Raw genomic sequence first — 6,817 nt, 5'->3', positions numbered from 1 at the left:
GAACGCTGCATCAACCGCTTGAAACAGTGGCGAGGGATCGCCACCCGCTACGAGAAGACCGCGACCATCTACCTGGCCGGACTCCACATCGCGGGTATCTTCCTCTGGTCCGCGCGGTGATCCAAACGAGAGGACCTAGAGGGCGAACGTTGCCTGATGCGGCACTAGTAATCCGTGCTGAAGAACCGGCGCGACACCATGGGGGCCTGAGAGTCCGGTGAGACTTCGCCGCGGCCACCGAGACTCGCCGCCCACGCCCGGCTCCGGGAGGGGCTTGCGGCGCCCGCCCAGGACGCGATTCCGTCGCCACCGCCGCCCCCACGATTCCGGCTCCGCACCTCGGGTGCCGTCCCCGCTGCCGTCCCGCCCTTACGTCCGGCGAGGGCTGACACCGGGACGCCGGCAGACGTCGCACCGGCCGTGTCGCCGGGTGCCCCTGCCGTGTACGAAGTGATCAAGTGACTGCAACGCGCGCAGACCGGCAGCTCACCCCTGTACGTCCCGCGGAACGCCCTGGAGGCCCGGGCAGTGGAACGAGTTGCACGCCGGAACGGGACCATCGTGGCGCCCCCACGCCTGCCCCTGGCAGCGGCTGGACCGATGGCCGGTGCGGCGCGAAGGAAGGGACGTTGCGATCGAGGTGGCCGGACGGCGAGAAGCTGAGAGATCATGTCGCACATGAATACGTGAAGAGCACGAACCGTGCAGCAGCGATGGGTCAAGAACCCGAATTGGAAGACGTCCACAGATGCCGGCCGGTGGATCTGCGGCGATTGCGGCGCCGAGGCCCGCACCTACCGATTCCGAATCCACCCGTCCGCCTCGTTGTCGTACGAGCGGTGCGTCCATCTGGGCTGGTGCTCCCGATGCAGGGTGTACTCCGGTGCGATGGTCCACGTCCCCCGGAGCGAGGCTCTCGTCGATTTGCTGGAGTCCCTCCCGGCGGACGATCGTGACCGACTACTGCGCAGCGAAGTGAAGCTGATCAGTTACCTCGACAGCCGGCGCACGGGCGCTGCCCGGTGACCGAGGGAAGCGCGTCGAAGGGGACCCTGCTCCGCACGTTCGACGGGACAGCGGACGATACCCCTCATCGGAACCATCGAAAGGCACGATGAACATGACTGGGCAACAGGACCGCTGGGCGGAACTCACCGGCGGGCAGGCCGGGGAGGAGTACGCCCGACGTTTCGCGCAGCTCGCCGAATCAGGCCAGGACATGCACGGCGAGGCGACCTTCTGCGACGCGCTGCTACAGCCTTCCGCCCGGGTGCTCGACGCCGGTTGCGGCACCGGACGGATCGCGATCCGGCTCTCGCAGTTGGGATATCGGTGCACCGGCGTGGACATCGATTCCTCGATGCTCGCCGTTGCCCGCCGCACCGCTCCTGATCAGGCGTGGCTCCTCGGAGACCTTGCCCGGCTGGAGAGCCTCGATCTCGAGCCGGAGTACGACCTGGTACTCGCCGCCGGAAACGTCATTCCGTTGCTCGCCCCAGGCAGTGAGTCCTCCGTCATCCGGCAACTGGCCGCGTTGCTGGGCGACGGCGGTCTTCTGGTCACAGGGATGGGCCTGGACGCTGCTCACCTTCCTCTGGAGGAACCGCCACTGACACTGACGGAGTTCGACCGGTGGTGCGCGGATGCCGGACTGGCCCTGCACCGGCGCTATGCCACCTGGGGCGGCGATCCCTACATCGAGGGATGCGGCTACGCCGTCAGCGTGCACGCCGGGTTCTCCCCGGACGCCGTCAGTAGGTAGGCGGACGCCGGGCCGTGCATTGGGGGCCCCTATGTCTTTGGTCAAGGGAAACGGGGGTGCGTCGGGTCGGTGAGCCGGGCAGCATGGCGAGGTGGCTGATCTGCTGTGGGATGACGTGAAGTGCTTCTTCGACCCGGACATCATGGGGTCGCTGCCGGACGTGCGTGTCCCGAACGCTTCGGCGGAGGACTGGCAGGCGGTCCTCGATCTGGTCGCGGAGAAGGGCTGGAAGTACCAGTACTCCGAAGGAGAGATGGTGCTTCCGGTGCCCCGGGCGGAGGCCGTGCTGTCCCGCCCGGCGGATGACGAGTGCCCTGACCTGCGAGTCTGGCTGACTGCCGATGTGCTGGCGATCTTCCGGTTTCATGCCGACGATGAAGTCGACTTCGACATCGACCTGCGGGAGTTGCAGGGCCAGGAACGACTTGATGTGTTCTGCGACTTCCTCCGGGAGATCGGGCGGCGGCTGGGCAAGCCAGTGCTGATGGACGCGGAGGGCGACTACGGCCATCCGGTGCTCGGCTTCGACGTCGAGGCCGATCGAGTCGTCCTCCTCGCAGACCCGCAGATCAGGTGACTGCGGCCGCCGGCTGCGGTTCGTAGAAGGTGCCGTCGCGGAGCATCGCGAACAGCACGTCGGCTCGGCGTCTGGCGAGGCAGAGCAGGGCCTGGGTGTGGTGCTTTCCCCGGGCGATCTTCTTGTCGTAGTAGGTCCGGGAGGCCGGGTCGGCCAGGGCGGCGAACGCGGAGAGGAAGAAGGCCCGTTTGAGCTGCTTGTTCCCTCTCCGGGACGGTTGCTCGCCGCGGATCGAGGAGCCTGAGCTGCGGGTCGCGGGGGCGAGACCCGCATAGGCAGCGAGATGGCCGGCGGTCGGGAAGGTGCTGCCGTCGCCGACCTCGATCAGGATCCGGGCTCCGGTCCTGACACCGACTCCCGGCATCGAGGTCAGGACCTTGGAAAGAGGGTGGTCCTCCAGGAGTTCCTCGATCCGCCCGGCCAGCAGTTTCCGCTGGTCAAGGACGGCGGCCAGGGATCCGGCGAGGCTGGGGACGATCAACGCGGCAGCCTCGGTGCCAGGGACCGTCACGGTCTGCTCGTCCAGGGCGGCGAAGATGTCCTCGACCAGCCGCTCGGCCATCCTCGGGGCCCCCGGCCGGAGCAGAGTGACCAGTCGCCGTCTGCCGGCCTCGCGTATCTGGGCCGGGGACCCGAACCGTTCCAGCAGCGTGAGGACGGCCGGGTGCTGCAGCCGCGGCCCCAGCACCCGTTCCAGCGATGGGTGGATCTGGGTCAGCAGGCCGTGCAGCCGGTTCGCGACCCTGGTCGCTTCCCCTGCGAGGTCGTCGTCGAACCCGACGATCATCTCCAGCTCGGCGATCGTCTCGTCCTCGCCGTCGATCGCCCGCAGCGTGTGCGGCATCGCGCGGGCCGCGTCCGCGATGATGAACGCGTCTCTCGCGTCGGTCTTTGCCTCGCCGGGGTAGAGGTCGGCGATCCGCCGCATCGTCAGACCCGGCAGATAGGCGACCGGGCAGCCCATGTCCCGCGCGACCGCCAGCGGCAGAGCCCCGATCGAGGCCGGCTGGTCGACCACGACCAGCACCGTCCCTTGCTTGGCCTTCAGTTTCGCGAACAGCTCGCGGAGCTTGGGCTCGGTGTTGGGCAGACGCCTGTCGAACGCCTTCTTCCCGGCCGGGGTGACGGCGGTGGCGTGATGTTCGCCCTTGCCGACGTCCAGGCCGAGGAAGACGTCGATAGTGCTGGTGTCGATCACGTGCAGGCCCCTCCATCACGCTTTCGTCCGGCCTTGCCAGGGCACCGAGCTGCCACATCCACGTTACGGAGAGCTGTTCCGGTCTTGGGTGAAGCCGGTGCTCAAGCCCCTCATCAGCGGTCCGTCGATGCCTCCGGACCCGGTGACACCACCCCCCCCCGGATCATCAACAACAGGAGGGGGGAAGTCATGCCGGACCCGAAGGCCGGAGGCCCCATTGCGGAGCCACGAAGAAGGTAACGGGGGGCACCCAAGCGTGCTGTGGCGGTTGATCCCAGTCTCATCATCACGAATTCGACGATGTTGGACAGGCGGCATGGTGAGACGCAGGAATGAGAAGAAGAGGGCGGCCCGCCTGGGGCATCCCGAAGGGGGATCTTCCTGATTGCGACGGCGGAGGGCTGGCGCACCAGCGTCCTCACCGAAAGCGGAAAATCTCTGCGGTCGGCTGGACGTGTCGATCAACACCGCCCCGAGAGACGCGCGGGCCACTGCGGCAGCGATGGTGACGGAACTCGCGCGCGACTTCCACGGCACCGACGTCGAGGTGAGCTGGGATCCGCCTCAGGAGCCCTGGGCATGGACCGCCCTGGAAGCCGAGCCAAGACAAGACGCTCTGAACAGCGTGTGTTCAGGCACTTGCCCGTCCTGCCCCGCGCACCACGAAGTGGCTTTCCCTCACCTGTGTCGGACCGCCCGCAGGGCAAGCGCGACCGCCGCGACGGCACCCGTCGTCGCGATGCCGACCCCCGACAGGCGCAGGATGCCGACAGGGCCCAGGACGGCCACGAGCGGTCCGCCGAGTGCGGTACCCAAGGGGACTGACAGGACTCTGACGGCGGAGTTCGCAGCAAGAGCCTGTGGCAGCACCGTACTGGGCGCCGAACGCTGGAAGAGGGCGGTCGAGAGCGACGCGTACGGCGGCCAGAGCAGCCCGGCCGCCCCGAAGCAGACGACGGACAGGGCCGTCGGGGCACCGAGGCCCAGTGGCAGCAGCAGCGTGCCGAAGCCGATCACGATGCCGACCGTCACGGGCCACAACCGCAGCCTGCTGAGGAAGCCGGTGAGCACCGACCCGAGCACCGCCCCGACGCCGAAGGCCGTGTAGAACGTCGCCAGGACACCGGCCGATGCACCGAGGTCGTTCGACACGTGCACGGGCAGGGCGACGTACAGCGGACCGAAGAGAAAGAAGAACACGAAACTCAGCGTGAGGAGCCCCGACAGAGCGGGGATTCGGTGGATCACAGCGAACCCGGCCGTCTGTGACGCGGTGTCGCGCTCGGGCTCCGGCACCGCGCCCTCGGGGGCCAGGACGAGAAACGTGACCGCCAGGATCAGGAACGTCGTCGCATCCACCGCCAGCACTGTCGCCGGGCCTGCGAAGGTGATCAGCAGGGTCGCCAGCGGCGGGCCGACCACCGTGGCGATCGACCCCACACCGGACAGCACAGCATTGCCTGCCAGGTGCTCTTGCTCCGGTAGCACCCTGGCGATGAGCGTGTACACACCCGCCTGGCCCCAGGAGTGCAGCACCGAGGAGAGTGCCAGCAGCGCCACGTAGCCCTCGATACCTAGGGCGCCCACGGCGTACAGCACCGGAATGGCCCCCAGCGCACCCGCTCGCAGTACCGCGTCCCAGCCCGCGAGCCGGGCCGGATGGTGGTGACGAAGAAAGCGGCCGAGCAGCAGCGCGCCCAAGGCCCCTGACAGGGTGTAGGCGGCAGCCGCTGACGCGACCCACATACCGCGGTGGGTGGCGGGTGCCAACTCGATCGCCAGCCAGCTGACCGCCACCACGGCCATGCCGTCGCCCAGGGAGGAGACGGCGAATCCGGGAAGGATCCGCCGGATCGTCGTATGGGTGATCACCGACCAGTACGGCGAAGAACGCATCACACGGCTCGGCTCCACGGCCATCACGGCGCTACCTCCACACTCGACGGAACAGACTTCGCCGAACCTTCCCCAGGCAGCTGGGACGAAGGCGGGTCTTCTCCTACTGGCGGAAACGTCACGCCGGGCGCGAACGGGACGTGTCCGCAGGCCGAAGCGGCAGGCCCGCACCCCCGCAGAGATGAGTGAAGCCGGTCCGGACTCGGGTTCGTTCGTGTCGAAGGCAGCGAAGGCAGCGAAGGCGTGGAACACCAAAGAGCCGCCACACCCCGTCGCTGTCACCTCGGCATCCGCCTGCGCTCGGGGCGGTCCCGGGAACCGTGCCGGTCGACTTCCTTGCGGACCTTCTGGACGCGTCGGAGCAAACGGAGCGAGCTCCATTTCCCGGAACGATCCAAATGCTCTGTCCGGTGGTTCATGACCGGGGGCATGCCTTCGCAGGCGCACCAGGCGCACCAGGCGCACCAGGCGCACCAGGCGCACCAGGCGCACCAGGCGCCCTGGACACGTTCCCGGACGACTGCGAAGATCCACGACTGCATCGCCAAAAATTCCTGGGATTAGGAGAGTTCAGCATGTACTCGTTAGCTCTGCGCCGCCGTGCCTCCCTCGCCTCTGCCTCGGTACTCCTGGCTGTGGCGGGCACTCTGGCCGGCGCTTCCCCGGCTCTCGCCGGAGATGACTCGACCATTTTCGGCAAGGACAACACCGTCGCCGTGGGCGCGGTCAGGTACGCCCCTGCGACGGCGCAGGACGAGGACGGCATCACGGTCGACCTGACCTACTCCTGCGACCCGACCCCGACGCTCTCCCTGGGCTACGCCTGGCGGCTGGCCGACGAACGGGACACGCAGATCGAAAGCCCCCGTGGAGTGGGACAGATGCATTCCTCCGAGCTGACCTGTGACGGGAAGAAGCGCACCGTGTCGATCACAGCCCGCACGTGGGGAGACCACCTTCCGTTCGGTGGGGGTGACCCGGTGAAGATCACTGCGATTGTCGACAACTTTGAGGGCGCCCCCTACGCCCAGCGTGTGGTGGTCACGACGATCGCGGGCTGAGGCCACGCGCGCGGCGTTCGGCACTCCGGTTCTCGAAGAGATCGGAGGCCGGGCGCCCATGCCCTTGGCTCAAAGCCTGAGGCTCACGCTCCTTTCCCGCTGGCGCAGGGGCCCTGCCTACTCGTACGTCTCCTTCCCCGGCCGGCGAACCGACAGACCATGCCATCGGCCGGTCTCGCGGCGGACTGACCACAAAGATCCACCTGGCCTCCGACACCCAGTGCCGGTCCTTGGCCTTCGTGCTCACCGCCGGACAAGCTGGTGACGCACCTGCCTTCGCTCGCGTCATGGCTCGCCTTCGCGTTCCTCGACGCCGAGGACGG

General features: G+C 68.0%; 5 protein-coding genes and 2 pseudogenes. 5 read left to right on the top strand and 2 right to left on the bottom strand.

All coding sequences use genetic code 11. The annotated features are described in order from the left end of the window. From ACZ607_RS34905 to ACZ607_RS34895, 3 genes and pseudogenes are all read left to right on the top strand, one after another. Window positions 1-120, top strand: a pseudogene (locus tag ACZ607_RS34905) (IS5/IS1182 family transposase); the annotation flags it as partial. A 1,000-nt stretch (window positions 121-1,120) separates the two neighbouring features. Beyond that, window positions 1,121-1,762: a class I SAM-dependent methyltransferase gene (locus tag ACZ607_RS34900; RefSeq protein ID WP_469741930.1), complete on the top strand. Its 642-nt coding sequence runs from the start codon at window positions 1,121-1,123 to the stop codon at window positions 1,760-1,762. Between the two features lie 91 nt (window positions 1,763-1,853). Beyond that, the gene (locus ACZ607_RS34895; RefSeq protein ID WP_469741928.1) at window positions 1,854-2,339 is read left to right on the top strand and encodes a hypothetical protein; all 486 of its coding nucleotides are present in this window, start codon (window positions 1,854-1,856) and stop codon (window positions 2,337-2,339) included. Here the strand turns inward: ACZ607_RS34895 and ACZ607_RS34890 are convergent. Beyond that, the gene (locus ACZ607_RS34890) at window positions 2,332-3,537 is read right to left on the bottom strand and encodes an IS110 family RNA-guided transposase (protein ID WP_469741926.1); all 1,206 of its coding nucleotides are present in this window, start codon (window positions 3,535-3,537) and stop codon (window positions 2,332-2,334) included. The two genes, ACZ607_RS34895 and ACZ607_RS34890, sit on opposite strands and share 8 nt — an antisense overlap. 678 nt (window positions 3,538-4,215) lie before the next feature. Next, window positions 4,216-5,457, bottom strand: a complete 1,242-nt coding sequence (locus ACZ607_RS34885; RefSeq protein WP_469741932.1) for an MFS transporter — start codon at window positions 5,455-5,457, stop codon at window positions 4,216-4,218. Window positions 5,458-6,008: 551 nt separating this feature from the next. Here ACZ607_RS34885 and ACZ607_RS34880 point away from each other — a divergent pair. Together ACZ607_RS34880 and ACZ607_RS34875 are read left to right on the top strand one after the other, a co-directional pair. Continuing rightward, window positions 6,009-6,494, top strand: a complete 486-nt coding sequence (locus ACZ607_RS34880) for a hypothetical protein (protein ID WP_469741925.1) — start codon at window positions 6,009-6,011, stop codon at window positions 6,492-6,494. 158 nt (window positions 6,495-6,652) lie between these two features. Beyond that, a pseudogene (locus ACZ607_RS34875) lies at window positions 6,653-6,817 on the top strand (IS5/IS1182 family transposase); the annotation flags it as partial.

Source organism: Streptomyces sp. NPDC104381 (assembly GCF_055583745.1).
Note: the sequence above shows the minus strand (reverse complement) of the source record. Positions and strands in the feature narration are given on the sequence as shown.

Coding starts and splice junctions, on each gene's coding strand:
- ACZ607_RS34900 (WP_469741930.1), top strand. CDS start 1,121: ATGACTGGGCAACAGGACCGCTGGGCGGAACTCACCGGCGGGCAGGCC.
- ACZ607_RS34880 (WP_469741925.1), top strand. CDS start 6,009: ATGTACTCGTTAGCTCTGCGCCGCCGTGCCTCCCTCGCCTCTGCCTCG.
- ACZ607_RS34885 (WP_469741932.1), bottom strand. CDS start 5,457: ATGGCCGTGGAGCCGAGCCGTGTGATGCGTTCTTCGCCGTACTGGTCG.